We start from the raw sequence: 23,025 nt of genomic DNA on the forward strand, positions 1-23,025 counted from the left end.
CTTCAATCCCTGAAATACCTTAAAAGTGGAAACCAAATTCCCCAGTTACACTAAATCGTCTTGCGTCGGGGTTTTCAAGGTAATTTCCCCTGAAATTAAAATCTATCCTAAAAAATTTCAGAATATTACCAACACCTACGGAGTATTCATAATAGATTTTCTTATTTGGGGCTTGCAACGGAATGTTCGTCGGGGCACTTAAGTCCATATTCCCTTGGGACAACTCACCCCAAACACCCCTTAACCCCACAAACTCCCTTAAATTCAATTTTCGGATCAGTGGTATCCTTGAAAATATTCGGCCATTAAAATTATGTTCAAAATGAACTGCGGTATACGTGTCTGTGACAAATTCATAAAAATCAAGATTGGGGAATGTGTTATAAATGGTAAACAAGGTCTGGTTCCCAGGTACAACGTTCAATAGACTTAAAGGCACCTCCCCAAAGGTCTTGCCCACCTCTACGGTACTTAAAAGCCGACCAAACCCACCCAATTGCCATGGTTGGCTGTACGAAAACTGCAACTTGCTATAATTGAAATCACTTTCTAGAAAACCTTCAAACCCATGGATGTAATTCAATAACAAGGTACTGTAGGTGTCATTGATATTTCTTCGCTCAACACCATAACCAATGGTTCTTCTCCCTGGGGTATATACCACCATGGTATTTACATCGAACTGTTTTACCTCGGATGAAATGCCCGTGGGCGACCCTGGATCGATATAATCCAAGTTAAACGCATCCGGCAAGGCCGAACTCAAGGTTCTTAACGAACTCCCTACACGCACCCTAAAATTCGTAATTGGTTCAATCTCCAAATTGAAGGTACTCAGGTTAATATTGGTCAGTCGATCATTAGAACCTACGGTAAGCACTGAGGAAGACGCTATACTCCTACCAAGCACGTCATTGGTTGACGTAAGACTAAGACCCAATTGCTCCACATCGCGCCGATTACCCCCTGATATGATCAAACGACTTTTTTTATCGAGCAGCCATTTTGCGGAAAATCCATGTTTTACCTTTTTATCCATAAAACCATAGGCCATATAGCCTTCTAAACGCCATGGATCATTTTGACCGAAATAGGTCCTTGCCCCACCTCGAAGTCGAACACCTTCTGCATCATTATAACCGAATACACTGTAGACATCCCCGAGATCGACATTCCATTTATCAATCTCTACATAGCCTGACCCCAAAATACTGACGATATTATAGAACGATTTAAACTTGGGGACGGTTTTTAAGGTATCCAATAATTGGTACACTCCTTTTTCATCCTTATTCAGTGCCTCGAGCCGATTATTCTGCCAAAAAGTACTGTCCCTATTCAAGACCAAGGGATTGAAATCATTACTCTTTGTCCTATAGAATTCCCGGGGCTTGGCCCTATCGAATTGATAATCATCATAAACGGTCGTACGCTTGCCATACACCCCTTTGGATTCCTCCTTTTTCTTTAAACTGAAATCGGTCAACATATAATCCCTTTGCAAGAGAAAGACCGAATCATTGACGACCTCGAAATCCTGTTCTATATAAATTTCCTTAACCCAGTTGATATTCGCACTTTTGGTCACTTCAAGATTTATATTCTTGATGGCATAAGTCGAATCGTTCACCCAAAAGTCGCCCTTAAAGGTCAATTCATTCTTACGTCGGGGATAATAGGTGATATTGTAGCACCACTTATTATCTATGAAGGCACTGTCGCGCAACACATAGTTATAGGTATCGATACCCGTTTTTGAGAGTGGACTGGTAAAACTCTTGTCGAAGAATTTCAGGTAATTATCATAAACATCATAATCCTGGTAAAGGTCCTCTACAAACGCTATGATAGCTTGATTGTTCTCAAAACCGGAGTTTTTGTTCCCCAAAACATCCTCCTTCTCAACAGCAATGGTATTGTCGCCATACACTTTTGAAAACGTCTCATTTAGGAATATTGGCAGATAGGTTTTACCCGTAATCCGTGAAGTATCCAAATCCTGGAACACAAATTCCAGTCCTTTAAAGATCTTCTTTTTCATTAAAGCGCTATCGATCGTATTTAAATCAAACTCTACCTTTTCATATTTATCATACTGGTATTGTTTGAATTTACGAAGACCATTTACCCGTTTTTTAGCCCAGATTTTTCTCAGGATATCTATTGCCGGATTATTCTTTTTGGGTTGTTTGCCCCCAAAAACAACTACCTCCCCCAATTGTTGGCTCGACTCCAACAACTCAATACGCATTTTGTAGTTTACTTTTGCGGGAAGTGTGATTTCCTTAGTTTCAAATCCCATAAAGGAAACCACTAGGATTTCATAGGTGGAATCCGACTCCAAATAAAAATTACCGTTCTCATCGGTTATTGTCCCCTCGGTGGAGTTCTTAAAAAGAATATCGGCAAAGGGGATTGGCTCGCCCATTTCATCAACCACTATACCCCCAACCTTTGTTTGGGCTAAAGCCACCACAGTAAAAAACAGAAAGAAGGGCAGAAGAAATTTATTCATTTATATGGTATTCAAGACAACTTTATGATACGGTAAAGTATAACTAAAAAAGCTTCGCCAACACTTGGTCGGAGAAGCTAAATTTCCTTTACAATTTTATACCCCTTATTTGTATAACACTTTCTTAACCGCCTTGATAACATCTTCATGGTTCGGCAGCCATTCAGCCAATAAAACCGGTGAATATGGTGCTGGGGTGTCAGCAGTATTTATTTTTTGGATAGGGGCATCCAAATAATCAAATGCATTATTCTGTACATGGAAACCAATTTCAGTAGCAACGTTGCCAAAAGGCCAAGCTTCCTCTAAAATGACCAAACGATTCGTTTTCTTCACGGAATTCAAAATGGCTTCATAATCCAATGGTTTAACCGTACGTAAATCGATGATCTCACAACTGATTCCTTCTTTAGCCAATTCATCAGCAGCTTTATCGGCCTCCTTGATGATTTTTCCAAATGAAACAATAGTCACGTCTGAACCTTCCCTTCTAATATCCGCTACCCCTAAAGGAATTGTATATTCCCCTTCAGGCACTTCGCCCTTATCACCATACATCTGCTCAGACTCCATGAAAATAACAGGATCATTATCGCGTATCGCGGATTTCAATAATCCTTTGGCATCGGCTGGATTGGATGGTACAACCACCTTTAATCCCGGACAATTTGCAAACCAACTTTCAAACGCCTGGGAATGCGTAGCCCCTAATTGACCCGCAGAACCTGTCGGCCCTCGAAAAACGATTGGACAACTAAACTGCCCTCCGGACATTTGCCTGATTTTTGCGGCATTGTTTACTATTTGATCTATACCAACCAATGCAAAGTTGAAGGTCATAAATTCAATAATCGGCCTATTCCCTGTCAATGTAGAACCCACACCAACACCTGCGAAGCCCAATTCAGAAATCGGCGTATCGATCACACGCTCAGGACCAAATTCGTCCAACATCCCTTTTGAAGCCTTATATGCGCCGTTGTACTCTGCAACTTCCTCGCCCATTAGATAAATGGCCTCGTCTCTTCTCATTTCCTCTGACATGGCCTCTGCTATGGCTTGCCTAAACTGTAATGTCTTCATTTAATACTTATATTAATGGTTATCCACTTCGGACAAAAATGAAAGCAAAAATAGCAAATTATATATCAAATTTCGGGCTGATGGAATTAAAAAAATGACAAATTTTACTATGCATGCATAGTATTTTCAAAAAAGATTACCTATCTTAGCTCAATTCTTTTAAAGACCTGAAAATATTACGTTTATGAAGATATTAGTTTGTATAAGCAATGTACCCGACACGACATCAAAGATTAATTTCACTGATGGCAATACCAAATTTGACACTAACGGCGTACAATTTGTGATAAATCCAAATGACGAGTTTGGACTCACCCGCGCCATGTGGTTCAAAGAGAAACAAGGCGCGACCGTACATGTAGCATCCGTAGGAGGCTCGAGTGCAGAACCCACAATACGAAAAGCACTTGCCATAGGTGCCGATGAGGCTATTCGTGTGGATGCGGAACCCACAGACGGATATTTTGTCGCCCAACAATTGGCAGCAGTAGTAAAAAACGGCGGTTATGATTTGATTATTGCCGGAAGGGAATCCATCGACTATAACGGGGGCATGGTCCCTGGTATGTTAGCCACCCTTTTAGACATGAACTTCGTGAACACCTGTATCAATATAGAGGTTGAAGGAAATAACGTTAAGGCGATGCGCGAGATTGATGGTGGAAAAGAAAAAATAGAGACCACCTTGCCCGTGGTCATCGGAGGACAGAAAGGTCTGGTAGAAGAAAGTGATTTACGCATACCCAATATGAGAGGCATCATGATGGCCAGAAAAAAGACCCTGAATGTTATTGCCCCAATTGATGCGATTGCCGCTACCACGGATATAAAATTTGAACAACCAGCCCCCAAGGGAGCTGTAAAATTGGTTGATGCCGATAATGTGGGGGAATTGGTAAACCTTTTACATAACGAGGCCAAGGTAATTTAAGCCTTGTATCCCAATTGTTTTAAAAGTTTCCCAACCCTTAATTCAACAATACATTCCTGCATCATATCCAGGATCATAATTTAAAGAAAACCATATGTCAGTTTTAGTCTATACAGAATCAGAAAACGGTAAATTCAAAAAAAATGCCTTTGAAGCCGCCTCCTATGCCAGTGAGGTTGCCCAACAAATGGGAACCACGGCAACGGCCATCTCCATCAATGCCAACGAAAACGAAAGTCTTGGCAATTACGGCATTGCCAAAGTATTGAATGTCTCGAATGACAAATTGAGCACCTTCAATGCCAAGGCATACGCCAACATCATTGCTGAAGCGGCAAAGAATGAGGGCGCCAAGGTCATCGTAGTCAGTTCGAGTTCTGACACAAAATTCCTTGCCCCGATATTGGCCACCAATTTAGAGGCCGGAATGGTTTCCAATGTGGTTGCGGCACCGGAAAGCACAAGTCCGTTCATCGTAAAACGCACTGTTTTCAGCAATAAGGGATTTGCCCACACCCAAATCAATACTGAAATAAAATTGATAGCAGTATCAAACAACGCCTTTGGCTTGGTGGAAAACACGACTTCAACGACGGTTGAGGATTTTTCCCCTACCGTAAGTGACACTGACTTCTCAACAAAATCAACAGAAATCGACAAGGTCGTCGGCAAAGCAACCATAGCGGATGCCGATATCGTCGTTTCTGGTGGCCGAGGACTCAAAGGCCCTGAAAACTGGGGAATGATAGAGGAATTGGCAGATGTTCTCGGTGCGGCCACCGCCTGTTCGAAACCCGTATCGGACATGGGCTGGAGACCCCATAGCGAACACGTAGGACAAACGGGTAAGCCTGTTGCAAGCAATCTTTACATTGCCATAGGTATTTCCGGGGCCATTCAACATTTGGCCGGTGTAAGTGCCTCAAAAACCAAAGTGGTCATCAATACCGATCCTGAAGCCCCATTTTTTAAGGCAGCCGATTACGGAATTGTAGGTGATGCCTTTGAAGTGGTACCTAAACTCATCGAAAAATTAAAGGAATTTAAAGCCCAAAACGCTTAATTTTTGTTAATTTGCGCCTCTGAGGGGCTGTTCAATTGATTGGCCATGCCTTTTTATTTGAACAGCCCTTTGTGGTTTATTATATCCTATGAGTTTAGTACGATTGAAAATTAAGGGAATTTCCTATAGCCAAACCCAAAATGGTGCCTATGCCCTTATATTGAACGAAGTGGACGGTGATCGCAAACTTCCTATTGTCATTGGAGCATTTGAGGCACAATCGATTGCCATTGCCCTTGAGAAGGAAATAAAACCGCCGCGACCATTGACGCATGATCTTTTTAAGAATTTTGCGGATCGTTTCGATATTGTGATAAAGCAGGTCATCATCCATAAATTGGTTGACGGGGTCTTTTACTCCAGCATTATTTGTGAAAGGGATAAGATCGAGGAAATCATCGACGCAAGGACCAGCGATGCAATTGCTTTGGCCCTTCGTTTCAATGCACCGATATTTACATACAAGACCATTCTTGATAAAGCCGGTATATTCTTGAAATTCACCTCCAAGGAGAGCGAAAAGGAAGAAAATGACGACAGTATCATGGTCGATGAAATATTACAGGAAGGGGAAACCGTAGAGATTGACCAAGGGGCATCCGATGCCTTTACCGAATTGACGATTGACGAATTGAACAAAGAATTGGAAAAAGCCGTTGCCAACGAAGACTACGAAAAAGCGGCAAAATTAAGGGATGAAATCTCCAAACGCAACTAAACTAAAAGCGCATTCTGACTATGAAAACTAATTATTTGGTGCTTGTTTTAGTTTTTTTACTATCCTTTACTTCCATTGCCCAAACAACAGCCGTACAAGACACCTTGTCCGCTGTTACCGAATCGGTTATTTCGACCCCGACGGACATGGCCCAAACCGAACATATTATTCCCAATGGGGGATTTTCAATCAATAGTTTATGGAGGGGTATTTTAGGGATGTTATCCCTTATCTTGATTTCATTTCTTTTTAGCGCGAATAGAAAAGCCATAAATTGGAGAACCGTAGGTATCGGACTAGGCATCCAAGTATTGTTGGCCATTGGAATACTACAAGTGACCTTCATTCGTAGGATTTTTGAATTTTTAGGAATGATCTTCAATGAATTATTGAATTTCACCTTGGCAGGAAGTCAATTCGTATTAGGGAACCTCCTCAATCTCGAAAACCCGAACATCGGTTATATATTTGCTTTTCAAATACTACCGACAATCATCTTTTTTTCCGCATTGACTTCGGTCTTGTTCTATTTGGGAATCATTCAAAAAATAGTCAAAGGACTGGCTTGGCTATTGACAAAATCCTTGGGCATCTCAGGTCCGGAAAGTCTTTCTGTTGCAGGTAACATATTCTTGGGACAGACCGAATCACCCCTTATGATCAAGGCCTATCTGGAAAAAATGAACAAGTCAGAAATCCTGTTGGTCATGATTGGCGGTATGGCCACCGTCGCTGGTGGTGTATTGGCAGCCTACATAGGATTTCTGGGAGGAAACGACCAACAGTTACGACTGGAATTCGCAAGACACCTGATTGCCGCCTCAGTAATGGCAGCTCCCGGGGCCATTGTCATTTCAAAAATACTTTACCCACAAACCGAACCCGTCAATACCGACGTCTCCGTCTCCTCGGAAAAAATAGGGGCCAACATCCTCGATGCCATTGCCAATGGAACAACAGAAGGGTTAAAACTCGCTGTTAATGTAGGTGCCATGCTCTTGGTTTTCGTAGCCTTTATCGCAATGATAAACGGTATATTGGGATGGACAGGTGATATTACATCACTCAATGATTGGCTTGCCGCCAATACATCCTACCAACAATTTTCTTTGGAGTCTATTTTAGGGACCATCTTTGCCCCGTTGATGTGGTTAACAGGTGTGCAAACCGAGGATATAATGCCAATGGGCCAATTATTGGGTATTAAGTTGGCAGCCAGCGAATTCGTAGGATACATTCAATTGGCTGAACTTAAGGATGTTGCCAGTGCAACACACTTAACCTATAACAAATCGGTGATCATGGCAACCTATATGTTATGCGGGTTTGCCAATTTCGCTTCGATAGGCATACAGATCGGAGGTATCGGATCATTAGCCCCTGGGCAACGAAAAACGCTTTCAGAATTCGGTATGCGCGCTGTACTTGGTGGATCTATCGCTTCTTTGCTCTCAGCCACCATTGCCGGAATGATTTTAGGGTAAGTCCCTTGTCGTTGATAAAATTTCATAAGAATAATCAAGAGCTCCGAAAAATCGATTGCCATTTCATTATTTTTATCCCATAAATTGGAATGATAACCTTTGAAAGCCCACGAGTGGGACAGCACTTTATATGAAACAATACCACGATTTATTAAAACAGGTTTTGGAAAACGGTAGCCAAAAAGGCGATCGTACAGGTACAGGGACCCTAAGTATCTTTGGACATCAGATGCGATTTGACCTCAGTCAGGGATTCCCTATGGTAACGACCAAAAAATTACACTTAAAGTCCATTATATATGAACTCCTATGGTTTCTTAAAGGAGACACCAATATTGCCTATCTACAAGAAAACGGGGTACGCATATGGAATGAATGGGCCGATGATAATGGGGACCTAGGTCCCGTATACGGTCACCAATGGCGTAATTGGAACAGTGAGGAAATTGACCAGATCAAAGAGGTGGTACAAAGCTTGAAACAAAACCCGAACAGCAGAAGAATGTTGGTATCGGCCTGGAATCCCAGTGTGCTTCCCGATACATCAAAATCCTTTGCCGAAAATGTGGCCAACGGAAAGGCGGCGCTCCCTCCTTGCCATGCCTTCTTTCAATTTTACGTGGCTGATGGTAAGTTGTCGTGCCAATTGTACCAACGTAGTGCGGATATTTTCTTAGGTGTTCCTTTCAATATCGCCTCCTACGCATTATTTACCTTGATGATGGCTCAAGTCTGTGGATATCAACCCGGGGAATTCATCCACACTTTTGGGGATGCCCATATCTACAATAACCATATGGAACAGGTTGAACTGCAATTAAGCCGTGAACCTCGGCCATTGCCTAAAATGGTCATTAATCCTGAAGTCAAGGATATCTTCGATTTTAAATTTGAAGATTTTACGCTCACGGATTACCATCCGCATCCACATATAAAAGGAGCCGTAGCAATATAGACCAATATTCGATAGGGTTAAGAATAGATTTTATACTGTCATTGGTTAACCGGTTTTTATAGGAATTTTATAAAGGTAAGTTATACACATTTACCTCGACCTATTTATAAATCCTAGTTAACTCCTATAATCAATGGCAGCACTTAATCCCGATTTCTCAAAATTAAAGGCCCTTTTCATCAATTGTACCTTGAAAAAATCCCCTCAAAAAAGTCATACCCGTGGACTTATGGAGGTTTCCATGAACATCATGAAGTCGGAAAACGTAGCAGTAGAGGTTCTACGACTTGTTGATTATGACGTACCTGTTGGTGTGCAGCCCGACATGACAACGGAAGGGGCGGAAAAGGATGATTGGCCCGAAATCTATAAAAAAGTATCGGATAGCCATATATTAATTATAGGCACACCCATTTGGTTAGGTGAACGATCTTCAATCGCCTCCAAGCTCATTGAACGATTATATGCGATGAGTGCCATGCAAAATGAAAAGGGACAATATAGTTACTATGGAAAAGTGGGAGGTTGCATTATAACCGGTAATGAAGATGGGGTGAAACATTGCGCCATGGGCTTACTATATGCCCTTCAGCATTTGGGATATTCGATTCCCCCGCAAGCGGACTCCGGTTGGATTGGGGAAGTTGGTCCCGGACCCAGTTACCTCGATGAGGAGTCCAACGCCCGGAATAATGACTTTACCAATCGCAATACCACGTTCATGACCTATAACCTACTGCATTTGGCCCAATTACTCCAAGAAAACAACGGATATCCCGCCTATGGCAACTCCCGGGCTTCATGGGATGATGGCAATCGCTGGAAATTTGGGAATCCCGAGTATCGTTAATAATGAATCCTAATAAAAAAAATCAACCCACCTAGGGATAATGTTATATTTATGGATGTTTCTTTTGAATTCATCAATAAATGACATTATTTTAAAGAAAGCCATTAAAAATTGTTTATGAGTACGCCCGATTCCCTATTGCATTTTTTTCTTGACACACGAAAACATACCGAGGCCATTTGTCAACCCTTGGAGATTGAGGATTATGTAGTTCAGCCCGTGGCCGATGTCTCTCCCCCGAAATGGCATTTGGGTCATAGTACCTGGTTTTTCGAAGAGTTTATTTTAAAACCACACATCACAGGTTATAAAGTATTCGATAATGATTTTTCGTTCGTTTTCAATAGTTATTACGAATCCGTTGGCGAACATGTCATGCGCTCGGACCGCGGCAACCTATCGAGACCTTCCGTAGAGAAAGTATATGATTATAGAGCCTACGTGACCAAGGCAATTAACGACGTCATCGAGAAAAAAAAGGACAACTACCTCTACGACCTTATCGAAATGGGCATACATCATGAAAAACAGCATCAAGAATTATTGCTTACCGATATTAAATATATACTCGGAAACAACCCACTTCTCCCCCTATATTCAAAAAACCTCAAGGAACACCAAGAAGAAACCCATGACCAAGAATGGATTCCCATTGCCGAGGGTATTTATGGTATCGGACATGATTCGGAAAACTTCAGTTACGACAATGAACTAGGAAGACACAAGGTTTATTTGAATGCTTGTGAAATATCCAACAAATTGGTCACCAACCAAGAGTTTATCGAGTTCATTCAAGATAAAGGCTACCAGAATTTTGAACTTTGGCATGCCGAAGGATGGGATTGGGTAAACAAAAACAACATAAAAGCCCCCTTATACTGGCACGAGATCAAAGGGGAGTGGTTTCATTATACACTCAATGGGTTAGAGAAAATATCCACCAATACCCCCATAACACACATCTCCTATTTTGAAGCTTTTGCCTTTGCCCAATGGAAAGGTTACAGGCTTCCTACCGAATTCGAATGGGAAACGGCACAACACGGTTTTTCATGGGGACAACGCTGGGAATGGACCGAAAGTGCCTACCTGCCCTATCCCAATTATAAAAAAGCCGCGGGTGCCTTGGGGGAATACAATGGCAAATTCATGGTGAACCAAAAAGTACTCAGGGGAGGATCAGTGGCTACCCCCATAAAACATACAAGACCCACGTATCGCAATTTCTTTCCCACCCATACAAGATGGCAATATAACGGTATACGATTAGCCAGATAATTACGCATAAATCCCATGAACAGAAAAACCAATATAGTCTTGCCAACCGAATTTGAAAAAGAGGTATACGAGGGTCTCACCGATTCCCCAAAACATTTATCATCAAAATATATTTATGATAGCTATGGGGATAAGTTATTTCAGGAAATTATGGATATGCCCGAGTACTATCTTACCAACGCCGAACATCAAATTTTCAATTCACATAAAGAGGAAATCTCAAACCTGTTCCAAAGCGGGAATGATAAGTTCAAGTTGATTGAATTGGGTGCTGGCGACGGCAGGAAAACCAAAATATTATTGGAACATCTAACAAGCAACAACGTAAATTTCAAATATCAACCCATTGATATCAGCCACAGTGTACTTGCCCAACTGGAAGCCTCGATACGCAGGGAAATTCCGGAGGTGTGCATTGAACCTTTACAGGGAACTTATTTTGAAATATTAAATAGGATAAACATTGAAAACGGAACCAAAAAGATAATCCTATTCTTGGGTTCCAACATTGGAAACCTTACACACGAACTGGCCATTGGTTTTCTAAATCACGTACGCGATTTTATGCATGACGATGATTTATTGTTTGTCGGGTTTGATCAAAAAAAGAACCCTGAGACGGTCTTGAAGGCATACAATGATCCTGCGGGGATCACCTCCGATTTCAATAAAAACATATTGGCACGTATCAATAGGGAATTGGATGCCGATATTGACCTTGATCAATTTTTACATTGGGAAGTGTATGACCCTGAATCGGGAACGGCCAAAAGTTATTTGGTTTCCAAAAAAGAACAATCCGTTACCATCAAAAAATTAGGCCTAACAATCAACTTTAACGCGTGGGAGACCATTCATACCGAAATCTCCCAAAAATATGACGACCAGACAGTGCAGTGGCTCGCGGAAGCATCAGGTTTTCAAATTGAAAAAAAATTCGTGGACACCAAAGGATATTATAAAAATTATGTCTTTGCCATAAAAAATGAACTCAGATCCAATCATCCATAAATGTAAATTATGGATATAATATACGCCCAAGCACGTAAATATAATTATGTATGGTAAGCTGTGACAAATCTTGTCAATATAAAAAACAAAACCCTAGAAAATGAAAGCAATCTGGAACAAAACCGTAATAGCGGAAAGCAACAATACCAGAGTTTTGGAAAACAACCATTATTTCCCTGCCGATAGTATAAAAGACCAATATTTTAAACCAAGTGGCACACACACTACCTGCCCTTGGAAAGGTGAAGCTTCTTAGTACACCTTGGATGTAAATGGACAAAGAAATGAAGATGCGGCGTGGTATTACCCCGAGGTTAGTGATCTTGCCAAAGGCATAAAAGGAAGGATCTCCTTTTGGAAAGGTGTACAGATTGAAAGATAATAGAAAAGGCCCGAAAGTTTTTACCTTCGGGCCTTCTTCTTCTTAATTTTCTTTTTCTATTCTAAAGCTCTAGAACCGCATTTTCAGTCCCGGCATACTCATTCCATTGGTAACGATCAGCTTCCGCTTCGTTCACATAATCCCCATCGACCAAATATCTAAACTCATAGGTATTTTCTTTGGGGAGATCAAACGTACCCTTAAAGGTTCCGTTTTTCAATTTTTTCAAAGTACTTCCTTTAGGGTTCCAATTGTTGAAATCACCAACAACGGCTACTTTCTTGGCATCCTCAGCAGGTACTGTAAAAGTCACTTTACATATTGGCTTACTTTTCAAATATTTTTTTGCAATTCCCATAACGTGAACAATTTAAATTCAGTACAAAATTAAAGCATTAAATCCCTCATTCCCAATGATTAATACCATTTTTATGATTTTCTTAATATAAGCACCCCATTTAAGTTGGCTTCACAAAAAGCCATCACCCTAATTGTCATCTAGGTAAAACCTAGACCCGCTCTTTAATGATTTCAACAATACGCTCAATGTCATCTATTGTATTATAAAAATGGAAACTGAATCGAATCCCTATTCCTCTTTGGGAGCATAGCACCTTATTGTCGGTTAAATGCTGAAACAACCCATCATCACCTTTTATATTGAAGATAGTACTGTGTTCCTTACGCGATACCACTGCATCCTCCAATAACCCCAAAGCTGAAAATTCTTTTTTACCTTTATCGGAAAGTACTTTCAATTGCTGGGTTATTTCCTGTTTCCCGATTGCGGTCATAAAACCAAGTGCCTGTTTTAGCGTTCCGAAATTCAAGGTATCCAAATGTCCTGGCTCAAAATGTTTGGCAAATCGAATTTTATATTGATTGTACTGATTTGCCCCTGCCGCATTAAAACCAATGGTTTCAACCCTTGAAAACTCCTTAACCCGATCTTTAAACAGGAAAAACCCGTTTCCATAACCCGATAAAAGCCATTTATAGGAGCTTGCACCTAACACATCAATGGCCGATGAAGCAAAATCAAATTCAGAAGTACCACAAAATTGGGTGCCATCGGCGATGATAAACAGGTCTGGGAAATCTTTTTTCAATCGAGAAAGAAAACCGACATCGACCTTAATCCCATTTACCCATTGAACGAGGCTTAAGGCTAGAATAGCTATTTGGCCAGCTTCGATCTTACTGCGGATATTTTCTTCCAAATCCACATCGATCTTGCAATACGAAATAGGAAAGCCCCGATTTTCAAAAGACCAATTGACCGAAGGATAATCATTCTCGAGGAGCAATACCTTCAAATTTTTATCCATTCCTTCCAAAAGCATATTAAGACCCAAGGAAAAATTTTGCACCAATGCCACATTTTCTACGTCACAACCAAAAAAGGTCCCAACTGCTGCCCGGGTTTCCCCAATGGTATTGGCATTTGCCATTCTAAACATACTGGCTCCATTAAGAAAATCAATATCGTGCTGTCTGCGCCATTCGATCACGCTTTCGTGTATAAGTCCCGATGAGGCGGTATTCGCATATATATATTCCCCAAATATGGGGAAACCCTCCTTAAAATTCTTCATAACCTTAAATTCCATTGTATACCAAATGCTTTATCTTTGTGATTAAAGATAGCTATTCGTATGTTTAACAAAGGTAAAAAGCAGACGGAATTGGATTTGGAGCAACATGACCTGCTCGAATCTGCCCAAACACGTATAAAACAAAAAAAACGGTTGTATGTACACTTTGTCATTTTCTTGATTGGCAGTGTCTTCCTCGTTTTAATCAATAAGATCCTGAAATTCGGGGTTGAATATGATTGGTTTATTTGGGCTATTACCTTTTGGGCCTTTTTATTCGTAATCCATACTTTCAATGTTTTCGTTACCCAAAAATTCATGGGCAAGGATTGGGAAAGACAACAGCGCGAAAAACTGGTATTGAAACAGAAGCAAAAAATAGCTGAATTGCAAAAAGAAATTGAAACGGACTTTCCGCTTTCCAAAATCAACAAAAAGGACATCAATCGAGAATAGCGCCCAAAGGCATTATTAAACTGCCCTTGCAAAATAGTTTATATACCACCAACATATTGATCGGCCCACTTTTTGTACCTTACCCACTGAATTTATTAAATAAGATTTATCGTGCAAAACATTACCATGATAGCCGCCGTTGGCGAAAACAATGCATTGGGAAAAGACAATGACCTTCTTTGGCACCTTCCGGATGACTTTAAGCGCTTTAAACAGTTGACAACGGGGCATTTCATCATCATGGGGAGAAAGACTTTCGAAAGCTTCCCCAAGCCCCTTCCCAATAGAACCCATATTATAATCACAAGGGATAAAAACTACACTGTAGTCCACGAGGATTGTATTGTGGCGCATTCATTGGAGGATGCCATAAAACTCACCGATGGTGATGACCATCCTTTTATTATTGGGGGTGGGGAAATTTACAGACAAGGGGAGCAATTTGCCCAACAATTGGAAATCACAAAGGTGCATTCACATTTTGATGCCGATACCTTCTTTCCTGAGATAGATGAAACCATTTGGCAATTGACAAGTTCCGTACATCATCCAAAGGACGAAAAACACCAATATGATTTTACCTATTTAACCTTTTGCAGGAAATAATGGTTTAGAAATCCTGATATGTTATTCTTAAGGAAGCTCCTCCATCCGTAAAAAAACCTTTTAGTATTTCAACATCGGCATTTGTAATAAAGTGATGCGTTCCCAAATTGATGGAATTGGAGAGCAATTCATTTTTTTCCAATATTGCCTTGGTTTGCCGTGCCACCGCTTCCCCCGAATCAATGATTTGTACATGGGCAGGCAATATTTCTTTTAATAAGGGGATTAAATAGGGATAATGGGTACACCCCAACACCAAATAATCGATTCCGGCCGTGACCATCGGATGAAGATATGTTTCCAACAAGGCCTTTGTTTCGGGCGAGTTTGCCTTACCGCTTTCGATCAAGGGGACCAAACCTGTTCCTACTTGTTCATAAATGCGTATTCCTTCGGCAAGATTCCCGACCGTACTATGAAAAAGAAGACTTGACAAGGTACCCTTAGTAGCCAATACCCCCACTTTTTTGGATTTTGATTGTAATGCCGCCGGTTTTATGGCGGGTTCTATGCCTATAAATGGCACTTGGTATTGCGTGCGCAAATAGTCTATGGCATTGGTCGTTGCCGTATTGCAGGCCACCACGATGAGCTTACAACCCTTGCCCAACAAAAACTCCGTATTCTTTATCGACAATTGGACGATTTCCTCTTTCGTCCGTTCCCCGTATGGGGCATTCTTACTATCGGCCAGATAAATGGTGTCTTCATGGGGAAGCAACGCATTGATTTCCTTCCATATGGATGTACCACCCACACCAGAATCAAAAACACCAATGGGATGATTATCCATATTATATTGGAATAAATTTATTCGATAACTTTGGTTATAGGCCTGCCTATATTCCCACTGGGAAATGCAATTCCCAATAGCGCCGATATGGTCGGGGCTACATCCGAAATCTCGGTTCGCTCAGTAGTACTCCCTTTCGTAATGCCACGACCATAAAAAAGCAATGGAACATGGGTGTCGTAAATCTGAGGGGAACCGTGGGTAGAACCGGTGATGGGATAATTTATGGTACCAGGCTTCAAGACGATCAGAATATCCCCTGAACGTTTTAAATTGTAGCCGTTCTGCAAAATAAAAGGAACACCTTGCGTATAATCATTCTCCCACATTTGTTGGCCCGTGTAGACCCTATCGATATCCTTATAGGTCATTAGTTCCCTTGCAATCTCTTCCTCTACATCCCCCAATTTCAAATCGAGGTTTTTGATAATGCTGTGATCAAGGAACATTTGATTGTTGGAACTATTGTTCACTATATCCGTAGTGCCGTATTTATATTTCAGGAATTCACTGAATTTTGTTTTTAGGTCTTCCCCTTCCATATAACCTGCAGGAATATGATGATCCCTTAAATAGGCCGGCACATTTATTGCCGCATGGTCCGCGGTCAAAAAAAGCGTATAGTTGTTTTCACCTACTTTCTTATCCAAGGCTTTGAACAATCTGGCCAAATCCCTGTCCAATCTCAGGTAAGTATCCTGAATCTCTTTCGAATTGACGCCAAATTTATGACCGACATAATCCGTACTTGAGAAGCTCACCGCCAAAAAGTCGGTTATCGCATCGGCTCCCAAATTCTCACCATCCAATGCGGCGATGGCAAAATCCGTGGTAATACTGTTACCATACGGTGTTGCCTTGATCATATCGAACCCTCCATTGGCATCCCACAAACTGGGCAGGTCATGGGGAAAGGTCGGTGCTACCTCTCCTTCAAACAACCCTTCATATTTGTTATTGTCAGAACCACTCTCCAAATAAGTGTTTATGTCCTTTAAGGCTGTCCATGGTTTTTTATAACCCTCAGCCACATTGGAGGCATTGAAGTCATTGACCCATTTCGGTAACACATCCATATAGAACGAACTTGTTATCCAATTACCTTCATTATTTCCATAAAACCAAAAAGCCCCATTGGCCGTATGTCCCCCAGGCAGAACAGCTCCCCTATCCTTTAAGGCAATGGCAATGGTCTTGCCACGCATTTGTGTATGTAAGCGTAATTGGTCGGTTACAGTGGTCACCATCATTCTATGGGGAGACATTTTACCTGCATCCGAACTTGTTCCAACAGAGTTATAGGCATCATCCGCTGCACAGTAAACTGATTTATCCAATTCTTTGTCGTACCAATCATTGGCTATAATACCGTGAGAAGCAGGCGTTGTACCCGTATAAACCGAGGTGTGTCCTGGACCCGTATATGTAGGTGCATAATTGAAATGATTGTTCTTACAATTAAACCCATCATTGATCAGTCTTTTAAAGCCATCATCTCCATATTGATCCCAAAATCGGGTAAGGTAATCGTAGCGCATTTGATCCACCACTATACCTACAACCAACTTGGGTGTAACACGCAAATGATCTGAATTTTCAACTTTGTCCCCTTTTTTTGACTTTTTTTGACCCACTGAGTCAAACGGATTGAAGATAAGTGCGACGAGGACCAAAAGGAGGGAAAATCTATTCTTGTACATTGTTTAAAAAAAATATTGGTGACACAAAAATATATAAATAAAGCCTTAAAAGATTAAATGAACGTTAAAAGACATTCATAATTCCTATTTTTACAATCACAAGCTTATCCCATTCTATGAATTACCTAGCATCAATCGGCAGTTATGCAATAATGATCAAAGAGGTTTTTAGGAAACCTACGAAATGGCGCATAATGAAGTCTTTGATTCTCAAAGAAATAGATGAACTTATTTATGGTTCATTGGGCATTTTAATATTCATTTCCTTTTTTATTGGTGGTGTTGTTGCCATACAAACGGCATTGAACATTACCAGCGAACTCATTCCTAAAAATTTGGTAGGTTTTGCTACCCGTCAATCTATTATTTTGGAATTCGCACCAACTTTCTGCTCGATTATCATGGCAGGTAAAGTAGGTTCCTATATTACAAGTAGTATTGGCACCATGAGGGTCACCGAACAGATCGATGCTTTGGAGGTCATGGGCGTAAACGCCTTGAATTACTTGGTATTCCCGAAGATCATCGCGCTGCTCCTTTACCCTTTCATCATAGCCATCGCAATGTATGTCGGTATTTTTGGTGGATGGACTGCCGGTGTTTTAGGAGGTTTTAGTACGAGTGCTGACTTTATTGAAGGGGTACAGTTGGATTTTATACCATTTCACGTTACCTATGCTTTTATTAAAACTTTGATATTCGCCTTTGTTTTGGCGACCATTCCTTCCTATCATGGTTTTTATATGAAAGGCGGGGCACTCGAAGTTGGTAAGGCTGCCACGACTTCCTTTGTATGGACGAGTGTGGTCATCATTATATTGAATTATATTCTAACACAACTCCTATTGGGCCAATGATCGAAGTAAAGGACATATACAAATCTTTTGATGGCACCCAAATATTAAAGGGTATCAGCACTGTTTTTGACAAGGGAAAGACCAACTTGATCATTGGACAAAGTGGTTCGGGAAAAACCGTATTCCTGAAATGCCTTTTGGGACTTTTCAATCCGGACAAGGGATCTATAAGCCTTGATGGTAAGATTTACCCACAACTGTCACCACGTGAACAACGCGGCCTTAGACAGGACATGGGGATGGTATTCCAAGGAAGCGCCCTTTTCGACTCAATGACCGTAGAAGGCAATGTTATGTTTCCCCTAGAGATGTTCACCAATAAATCCCGATCAGAAATGCAGGATCGTGCCGATTTTGTTCTAAAAAGGGTGAATCTCGGAGATGCCCATAAGAAATATCCATCTGAAATATCGGGCGGAATGCAAAAACGGGTAGCTATTGCCAGGGCCATCGTCATGAATCCCAAATATCTCTTCTGCGACGAACCCAATTCCGGATTAGACCCAAAAACAGCCATTGTAATCGATAACCTCATTCATGAAATAACGTTGGAATACGACATAACCACGGTCATAAATACCCACGACATGAACTCGGTCATGGAGATTGGCGAAAAAATCATCTTCCTGAAAAACGGTATCAAGGAATGGGAAGGCACTAAAGAAGACATCTTCAAAACGGACAATGAGGCTGTGACCAATTTTGTATACTCCTCGGAATTGTTCAAAAAGGTACGCCAAATGTATATCGAAGAGCGTAATTAGTCTTGAACTATCTCTTTCAACTGAATGGTACTATCCTTTAATCTTAGCTTTAACCAAGCGTGTAATTTTTTAGTATCCTCATCGGTCTGAAACGGTTTGGCATCCTTTTTCCATTTTACCTCAAAGATGGGAATGGTGTCTATCTTATTGAAATCGGTTTGGATCGTAGGCGAAAAACCAAGCGATTCCAAATTCGTATAATTGGTTTTGGCCTCAATACTCACATCAGCAAAGGGAATGGACAGTCGGGCCAGTTTCCCCAGCTCCCCCTCCAACAACTTAATGCGGGAATCTTTATCCGCTAACTCCGTTTTCTGGGTCTCATATAGTTGATCTACGTATTTGAGTTGGTCCAATTGCTCATTTTTCGCCCCTTGGATAATATGTAGCTCCGTATTTTTCAACCTATCAAAACTACCCTCATCCTCCTTTTGTTTGTTCCAAGTAGCAATAACATTATCGGGTATGGTCTCATTACCCATAAATACCAATTCTATATATGGATTTTCCCCGTTATTAAATTCGATATCCGTAAAGTCGTCCATAAATCTCCCGGAACCTTCAAACTGATACGGTGCTATTTTCTCTTCAACAAAACGTTGTGCCTGCTTTCGAAAAAGGGATTCCTGAAGTGCATCCCAAAAAGTAATACCTGCAGGGATCATTACCAAGATCGCAAAAAGGGAAGCCACCCTACCGATAAGCCTTCGCTTTTTGGAATTCACATAACGCACCATTGGAAAACGCAGCAGTTTCAATACCAAAAAGGTTGCCAAGGCAATAAAAATGGTATTGATACTGAACAAATACATGGCTCCTGTTGCATAATCATAATTGCCGATGGCCAAGCCAAAACCTACTGTACACAAGGGAGGCATTAAAGCGGTCGCAATAGCAACACCAAAGATAACCGAGGCTATTGTGCCTTTCTTAGCCCTGGCAATAACAAGGGCAAGTCCACCAAAAAAGGCAATCAACACATCCCGTATATCGGGAGCCGTCCGTGCCAAAAGTTCTGATGATTCATCACGCAATGGGAATATGGCAAAAAACAAATAGGCCGTCAAAACACTCAGTACGACCATAACGGTAAAATTCTTTAAAGACCTACGCAGGGTATCCACATCATTTACGGCCAATGAAAGTCCGATACCCAAGATTGGCCCCATTAGGGGAGAAATCAACATGGCTCCAATAACAACAGCTGTTGAATTGGCATTAAGTCCAATCGATGCGATGAAAATGGAACAGATCAAAATCCATGAGGTGTGGCCTTTAAAGGGAATATCGGCTATAATGGCCTCCTTCGTTGCCTCTTGATCGGTGTTACTACGAATATCCAAAAGTTCAGAAAGGAACTTTTTGGTACTACCCAATAAACCTTGAATATCCTTTTTTACCTCCTCGCCGCTATCGGTTTGATTTGGTGGACTATTTTTTTCTTCGTTGAGATTTTCATCCATAATTAAGCATACTTATCGCCAAACTTTTCTTTTACCTTTATCAACACTTGTTTTATATCCTGTTCTTTCGATTTTGGATAAATCAATAGCACTTCCTCCTTGTCCACTATAATGTAATCCTCGATCCCGTCGACCACTACAATTTTGCCCTTAGGGGAACGAATCATGTTACCGTGGGCATCTTGGCTCAATACCTGACTGTTGACAACGGCATTGTTGTCAATATCCTTATCCAACTTGTCGTATAAAGAACCCCAAGTTCCCAGATCGTTCCAATCAAAGGTAGCCGGTCGAACATAAATCGACTTGGATTGTTCTAATATAGCATAATCTATTGAAATATTTTCAGCTTTAGGATAGTTGCCTTTTATGAATTCCTTTTCATTCGGAGTATTATAATCAGCCATCCCTGAATTGAATAATGCATATTGCACTGGCTGATATTTTTGAAAAGCCTTCACTATACTATTGACACTCCACATGAATATGCCCGCATTCCATAGGAAATTTCCTTGTGCCATAAACTCTTTGGCCGTTTCGTAATCCGGTTTTTCCCTGAATTGATGAACCTTTTTAAGATTGGAAGTATTCGTTTTCTCAAATTCTATATACCCAAACCCCGTATTGGGGAAAGTGGGCACAATACCCAAGGTACAGAGTACGTCCTCTTTTTCACACTTATCAAAACATTCAACAACATCCTTTTCAAAAGCATTCTCATCCTCGATCCAATGGTCACTGGGTGCCACGATCATAACTCCGTTCGGATTCATTTTTTGGATCTTCATCGCCGCATATAAAATACAGGGTGCGGTATTACGCATTGCAGGCTCCAAAACAACCTGTTCCTGTTTTACCATGGGTAATTGCTCCAATACCAAGTTATTATATCGCTCGTTGGTCAAGATCAATATATTCTCTGTCGGGACAAATTTGTTTAAACGTTGAAAAGTCTTTTGAATCAGGGTTTGTCCAGCACCCAGCATATCATGGAACTGCTTAGGGTTTTCTGTGGTACTGATCGGCCAAAAACGGGAACCTACCCCTCCTGCCATTAAAACTGCATAATAATTCTTATTCATGATTCAATCCTTTATTAATTCCACTTCGGCATTGGGTTGAAACAAATAAACCTTTCCCGTTGCCACTTCAACACATTCATAGCGTTTGACCCGTTTATTTCCTTTTTTAAAAAGTTTACCATTATATATACGGAAAATACTGCCCAAAGGTAATTCAAAAACGTACGTTTTGTTAGGATGTTGTGGATCGTATTGTTTTAAGGCCAACGACAAGATAGCATCGGTATCACTACTTGCCTTAGGGTTCTTGAAATGTCTCGCTAAAACGGGAAGAAGCTTTGATGGGAAAACCTCGGGCCTGATAAAGGGCAGCATGAGGTATTGAAAAGTTTTCTTCCACTCCAATCCATGGGGTTTTATATTCCTCCCATATTGTTCAAAAGCGGCTAAATGCGCTATTTCATGTACCAATGTTATCAAAAAACGATACTTGTTCAAGGATGCATTGATGGTAATCTGATGCAACCCATTGGGCAATCGTCGATAATCCCCATGACGCGTAACCCGGTTGTTTACAATCTTAAGATTGACCCCAGAGGTTTTTATAAGTTCTAAACATGGCGCTACCGCCCTTTCGGGCAAATACTTTAGAAGAATATCATCCATTACCACAAAAATAGGATTTTTAGGGCTTTGTTGATATTGCAAAAAGACATTCACCAAAATATAGTACTTTGGTCTGTTTCAAAATACGTATTAAAATGCCCAAACCTGTTTATCGCGTTTATGTCATCGAATTATCAAAAAGGGTTTTTACCGAAAACGCTAGGTTTAGAGCCGCCAACCCCCAATTCAATGGAGTGTTGCAATGCCTTTATGTAGGTATGACCAGCAAAACCCCGAAAGAACGTTTTGAACAACACAAAACAGGATATAGGAATAAAAAAGGTTATAAACTTTCTTCCAATATCGTTGAAAAATACGGCATGTATCTTCGACCTAGCCTTTACAATCATCTAGCTCCCCTAAACTCTAGGGGAGAGGCCCTAAAACTGGAGGGGAACCTTGCCCTAGAACTGCGCAGAAAACGTTATGCGGTATGGTATAATTAGCTGAATTACAACGACATTCATTTTGTTTTCTTATGTCGATACAGTAAATTTAAAGCTGCATTATCAAAACGCACTAACTAAAACAACCACTATGAAAAAAAACATGGGACCTTCGGATAGGATGGTCCGGTTAATTATTGCGATAATAATTACCACTCTCTACGTTGCGAATATCATTTCTGGAACTGCCGGACTTGTTCTTTTGGCACTGGCGGGCATTTTCCTCTTTACTAGTTTCATCAGTTTCTGCCCTATCTACGGACCTTTTGGACTTTATACCTGCAAAAAGGAAGAAGAGTAAACAACAAAAAGGTTGCTACCTCGGTAGCAACCTTTTTTTACTAGAATCCATACGAAGCACCATTTCATATGCTACCCCGCATTGAT

General features: G+C 40.9%; 23 protein-coding genes and 1 pseudogene. 15 read left to right on the forward strand and 9 right to left on the reverse strand.

The genetic code is table 11. The features are described 5' to 3' along the window. Positions 1 to 19: 19 nt before the first annotated feature. Positions 20 to 2,515, reverse strand: a complete 2,496-nt coding sequence (locus tag LX92_RS15790; RefSeq protein WP_109652741.1) for a DUF5686 family protein — start codon at positions 2,513 to 2,515, stop codon at positions 20 to 22. 105 nt (positions 2,516 to 2,620) lie between these two features. Further along, positions 2,621 to 3,598: a pyruvate dehydrogenase complex E1 component subunit beta gene (locus LX92_RS15795; protein WP_109652744.1), complete on the reverse strand. Its 978-nt coding sequence runs from the start codon at positions 3,596 to 3,598 to the stop codon at positions 2,621 to 2,623. Between the two features lie 184 nt (positions 3,599 to 3,782). Here LX92_RS15795 and LX92_RS15800 point away from each other — a divergent pair, with 184 nt between their 5' ends. The 9 genes and pseudogenes from LX92_RS15800 to LX92_RS15840 all read left to right on the forward strand — a co-directional run bounded on the left by LX92_RS15800 (position 3,783) and on the right by LX92_RS15840 (position 12,270). After that, a complete protein-coding gene (locus LX92_RS15800) occupies positions 3,783 to 4,529 on the forward strand; it encodes an electron transfer flavoprotein subunit beta/FixA family protein (RefSeq protein ID WP_109652747.1) in 747 nt (248 codons plus the stop codon). Between the two features lie 94 nt (positions 4,530 to 4,623). Continuing rightward, entirely contained in the window at positions 4,624 to 5,592 is a 969-nt protein-coding gene (locus LX92_RS15805) for an electron transfer flavoprotein subunit alpha/FixB family protein (RefSeq protein WP_109652749.1), read from the forward strand. Between the two features lie 88 nt (positions 5,593 to 5,680). Next, positions 5,681 to 6,310: a bifunctional nuclease family protein gene (locus LX92_RS15810; protein ID WP_109652752.1), complete on the forward strand. Its 630-nt coding sequence runs from the start codon at positions 5,681 to 5,683 to the stop codon at positions 6,308 to 6,310. Positions 6,311 to 6,456: 146 nt separating this feature from the next. Continuing rightward, positions 6,457 to 7,794, forward strand: a complete 1,338-nt coding sequence (locus LX92_RS15815) for a NupC/NupG family nucleoside CNT transporter (RefSeq protein ID WP_394340349.1) — start codon at positions 6,457 to 6,459, stop codon at positions 7,792 to 7,794. 130 nt (positions 7,795 to 7,924) lie between these two features. Then, positions 7,925 to 8,749, forward strand: coding sequence for a thymidylate synthase (locus tag LX92_RS15820; RefSeq protein ID WP_109652758.1), 825 nt, complete (start codon positions 7,925 to 7,927; stop codon positions 8,747 to 8,749). Positions 8,750 to 8,882: 133 nt separating this feature from the next. Then, the gene (locus tag LX92_RS15825; RefSeq protein ID WP_109652761.1) at positions 8,883 to 9,599 is read left to right on the forward strand and encodes a flavodoxin family protein; all 717 of its coding nucleotides are present in this window, start codon (positions 8,883 to 8,885) and stop codon (positions 9,597 to 9,599) included. Between the two features lie 117 nt (positions 9,600 to 9,716). Next, positions 9,717 to 10,877: an ergothioneine biosynthesis protein EgtB gene (egtB, locus tag LX92_RS15830; RefSeq protein WP_109652764.1), complete on the forward strand. Its 1,161-nt coding sequence runs from the start codon at positions 9,717 to 9,719 to the stop codon at positions 10,875 to 10,877. 15 nt (positions 10,878 to 10,892) lie between these two features. Next, positions 10,893 to 11,888 carry an L-histidine N(alpha)-methyltransferase gene (gene egtD, locus LX92_RS15835; protein WP_109652767.1) on the forward strand — a complete coding sequence of 332 codons (996 nt, stop codon included), beginning with the start codon at positions 10,893 to 10,895 and terminating at the stop codon, positions 11,886 to 11,888. Between the two features lie 100 nt (positions 11,889 to 11,988). Beyond that, positions 11,989 to 12,270, forward strand: a pseudogene (locus LX92_RS15840) (DUF427 domain-containing protein). A gap of 61 nt (positions 12,271 to 12,331) precedes the next feature. Here the strand turns inward: LX92_RS15840 and LX92_RS15845 are convergent. Beyond that, positions 12,332 to 12,628: an isoamylase early set domain-containing protein gene (locus LX92_RS15845; RefSeq protein WP_109652770.1), complete on the reverse strand. Its 297-nt coding sequence runs from the start codon at positions 12,626 to 12,628 to the stop codon at positions 12,332 to 12,334. Between the two features lie 151 nt (positions 12,629 to 12,779). After that, on the reverse strand, positions 12,780 to 13,865 hold the full coding sequence (locus tag LX92_RS15850; RefSeq protein WP_109652894.1) for an aminotransferase class V-fold PLP-dependent enzyme: 1,086 nt from the start codon (positions 13,863 to 13,865) through the stop codon (positions 12,780 to 12,782). A gap of 60 nt (positions 13,866 to 13,925) precedes the next feature. Between LX92_RS15850 and LX92_RS15855 the strand changes: the two genes are divergently transcribed. Further along, a complete protein-coding gene (locus LX92_RS15855) occupies positions 13,926 to 14,321 on the forward strand; it encodes a 2TM domain-containing protein (RefSeq protein ID WP_109652772.1) in 396 nt (131 codons plus the stop codon). 111 nt (positions 14,322 to 14,432) lie between these two features. Further along, positions 14,433 to 14,927 carry a dihydrofolate reductase gene (locus tag LX92_RS15860; RefSeq protein ID WP_244915939.1) on the forward strand — a complete coding sequence of 165 codons (495 nt, stop codon included), beginning with the start codon at positions 14,433 to 14,435 and terminating at the stop codon, positions 14,925 to 14,927. A 4-nt stretch (positions 14,928 to 14,931) separates the two neighbouring features. On the opposite strand, the gene murI is transcribed toward LX92_RS15860, so the two are convergent. Together murI and pafA are read right to left on the reverse strand one after the other, a co-directional pair. Continuing rightward, the gene (gene murI, locus LX92_RS15865) at positions 14,932 to 15,720 is read right to left on the reverse strand and encodes a glutamate racemase (RefSeq protein WP_109652777.1); all 789 of its coding nucleotides are present in this window, start codon (positions 15,718 to 15,720) and stop codon (positions 14,932 to 14,934) included. Positions 15,721 to 15,737: 17 nt separating this feature from the next. Next, on the reverse strand, positions 15,738 to 17,420 hold the full coding sequence (gene pafA / locus LX92_RS15870; RefSeq protein WP_109652779.1) for an alkaline phosphatase PafA: 1,683 nt from the start codon (positions 17,418 to 17,420) through the stop codon (positions 15,738 to 15,740). Between the two features lie 116 nt (positions 17,421 to 17,536). Between pafA and LX92_RS15875 the strand changes: the two genes are divergently transcribed. Next, positions 17,537 to 18,277, forward strand: coding sequence for an MlaE family ABC transporter permease (locus LX92_RS15875; RefSeq protein ID WP_109652781.1), 741 nt, complete (start codon positions 17,537 to 17,539; stop codon positions 18,275 to 18,277). After that, the gene (locus LX92_RS15880; protein ID WP_109652783.1) at positions 18,274 to 19,041 is read left to right on the forward strand and encodes an ABC transporter ATP-binding protein; all 768 of its coding nucleotides are present in this window, start codon (positions 18,274 to 18,276) and stop codon (positions 19,039 to 19,041) included. Before LX92_RS15875 ends, LX92_RS15880 begins: the two co-directional genes overlap by 4 nt. Here the strand turns inward: LX92_RS15880 and LX92_RS15885 are convergent. The 3 genes from LX92_RS15885 to LX92_RS15895 are packed head-to-tail and all read right to left on the reverse strand — an operon-like array spanning position 19,038 to position 22,192. Beyond that, a complete protein-coding gene (locus LX92_RS15885) occupies positions 19,038 to 20,504 on the reverse strand; it encodes a DUF389 domain-containing protein (RefSeq protein ID WP_109652785.1) in 1,467 nt (488 codons plus the stop codon). The two genes, LX92_RS15880 and LX92_RS15885, sit on opposite strands and share 4 nt — an antisense overlap. A gap of 2 nt (positions 20,505 to 20,506) precedes the next feature. After that, a complete protein-coding gene (locus LX92_RS15890) occupies positions 20,507 to 21,586 on the reverse strand; it encodes a mannose-1-phosphate guanylyltransferase (protein WP_109652787.1) in 1,080 nt (359 codons plus the stop codon). Between the two features lie 3 nt (positions 21,587 to 21,589). Continuing rightward, entirely contained in the window at positions 21,590 to 22,192 is a 603-nt protein-coding gene (locus tag LX92_RS15895; RefSeq protein WP_109652896.1) for a SprT-like domain-containing protein, read from the reverse strand. A 95-nt stretch (positions 22,193 to 22,287) separates the two neighbouring features. Between LX92_RS15895 and LX92_RS15900 the strand changes: the two genes are divergently transcribed. Beyond that, the gene (locus LX92_RS15900; protein ID WP_109652789.1) at positions 22,288 to 22,638 is read left to right on the forward strand and encodes a ribose-5-phosphate isomerase; all 351 of its coding nucleotides are present in this window, start codon (positions 22,288 to 22,290) and stop codon (positions 22,636 to 22,638) included. A gap of 91 nt (positions 22,639 to 22,729) precedes the next feature. After that, positions 22,730 to 22,939 carry a YgaP family membrane protein gene (locus tag LX92_RS15905; RefSeq protein WP_109652791.1) on the forward strand — a complete coding sequence of 70 codons (210 nt, stop codon included), beginning with the start codon at positions 22,730 to 22,732 and terminating at the stop codon, positions 22,937 to 22,939. Positions 22,940 to 23,025: the final 86 nt, after the last annotated feature.

It is taken from the genome of Maribacter polysiphoniae, from assembly GCF_003148665.1.
GTDB lineage: Bacteria > Bacteroidota > Bacteroidia > Flavobacteriales > Flavobacteriaceae > Maribacter_A > Maribacter_A polysiphoniae.